Raw genomic sequence first — 2,026 nt, forward strand, 5'->3', positions numbered from 1 at the left:
CGCCGCCGTTGCCAAAGCCACCGGCGTTGCCGCCGTTGCCACCGGCGACACCGTCGAGGTTCGACGACCAGCCATCGCCGCCGTCGCCGAACCACAAGCCGCCGGCGCCGCCGTCAGGATTGGCCTCGGTGCCGTCGATACCGTTGCAGATCACGCCGCAGAAACCCTGGGTCAGCGGCGCGAAGAGCGGGTTGATCAGGCCGCTCACCTCTTGGCCGAACGGGCTGTTGAGCCAGTCCTGCATGGTCTCGTGCAGCCAGCCGTAGAGGAGGTCCGTACCGTCCGCCTCCGCGCTGAGCGGCAGGGCATCCGAGCCGCCCAGGCCGGTCTCGGCGAAGGTCCCGGTGGCGGGATCGAACCAGTCGTCACCGGCCGCGGCACCGCCGTCGTCGATCGGTGACCCGAACAGCGGGGCGATCAAATCGACGACCCAGTCGAACCCGTCGTCGGCCTGCGCGATCGGCGGTGCGGCCACCGGCGCCGCCCCCAACGTGATCAACGCGGCTAGCGCAGGCAACGCCCGCCGCGCTCGTCGCGTTGGTGCGACACCGTACGTTCCTCGACGCCGTGCGGCGTTGCTCAGGTGAAACGACATGGCGATTTACCTTTCGAATAGAGGCAACGGTAGCCCGCGGCGTTCGACTGAGCCGGTCGGTCTCCTGAAGGAGACAATGATCCGCTAACCAACCGTTTGTCCAGCCAATCCAGGCATCACGGCCCAAATGAACGCCCCGCGCACCAGATGATGTTCGATGAAGTGGACAACCGACTCCATAAAAGCTACCGTAGCGGCGCCTACAGCAAAACCACAGGTTTGACTAAGGCACCCACCAGCTACAGACAAGTTAAAGGGGACATCACGGATGGCACAACAGCGTGGCTCTCGGCAGGCAGCAGCAGCGCGGACGCGGTCACGGAGGCCGAACCGGGTGATCGGGGCTGCGGCTTCGGTGGGTGCGTTCCTGGCGTTTGGGATGGCCCCGTTGGCGACCGCGCCGGCTGCGCAGGCCGATGACTTCGGCTGGGACGCGTTCTGGGACTTCTTCGGCGTCGATGACAGCGGTTCTGAGTCGGGGTTCGATTTGTTCGACGTTTCGACGTGGGGCGTGCCGGGTTCTGCTGAGGGCGGGTTGTTCGGGTTGTCGGACGCCGCTCACGCTGAGCAGTGGCAGGAGACGTTCTACCTGCCGCTGCACGGGATGTTGCAGGACTGGATCAACTCGGACTTCGGTTCGAGTGTCAACGGTGTGATCAACCAGGTGTTCGCGCCGTTCACGGACGGCTTCTGCGGGATGATCTGCAACGGTGCCGATGGCACCGAGCTCGACCCCGACGGCGAGGCCGGTGGGTTGTGGTTCGGCGACGGTGGCGACGGTTGGTCGTCGAACCTTGAAGGCATCGTCGGGGGTAACGGCGGGCATGCCGGTGGTATCGGCAATGGTGGTGATGGTGGTGCCGGCGGCCTGGGGGCTGACGGTGGCAACGGTGGCCACGGTGGCGAGTGGTGGGGCAACGGTGGTGATGGGGGTGCCGGCGGGAACGGCACCGCATCGCTGGCCGGCGGCAACGGCGGTAACGGTGGTTCCTCGGGTCAGGCCCAGGACTTCTTCGGCATGGGCGCGTGGGGCAATGGTGGCAACGGTGGGGCCGGCGGGGCCGGCTGGACTGGCACCAACGGCTCGGTGGGCAGCACGCCGGGGGCGAACGGCGGCAACGGTGTGGCCGGTGGTATCGCGGGCAACGGTGGTACCGGCGGTGACGGTTCGTCGTTCGTCGGGATCGGCGGCAACGGCGGTGTCGGCGGTGTCGGTGGTAACGGCGGCAACGGTGGCACTGGCGCGGCCGGTGAAGCGGGCACGTTCGATGACAATGGCTCGGGCAACGGGGCTGCCGGTGGCAACGGTGGCGACGGCGCCGTCGGTGGCAAGGGCGGTGCCGGTGGTGCGGCCGGTGTCGGCGGCTCCGCGAACGGCGTGGTCGGTGCCGACGGCGACGGCGGTGTCGGCGGTAACGGTGGGCTGGGCGG

2 protein-coding genes are annotated in these 2,026 nt (G+C 68.0%); one reads left to right on the forward strand and one right to left on the reverse strand.

What is annotated here, in order from left to right:
* Positions 1–517 (reverse strand): PGRS repeat-containing protein (locus tag DQP56_RS25705; protein WP_353617235.1); only part of this gene is annotated, 517 nt, incomplete at its 3' end.
* 412 nt (positions 518–929) lie between these two features.
* Here DQP56_RS25705 and DQP56_RS24020 point away from each other — a divergent pair.
* On the forward strand, positions 930–2,026 hold a 1,097-nt coding region (locus tag DQP56_RS24020), incomplete at its 3' end, for a PGRS repeat-containing protein (RefSeq protein ID WP_353617236.1).

The organism is Mycolicibacter senuensis, from assembly GCF_003284925.1.
GTDB lineage: Bacteria > Actinomycetota > Actinomycetes > Mycobacteriales > Mycobacteriaceae > Mycobacterium > Mycobacterium algericum_A.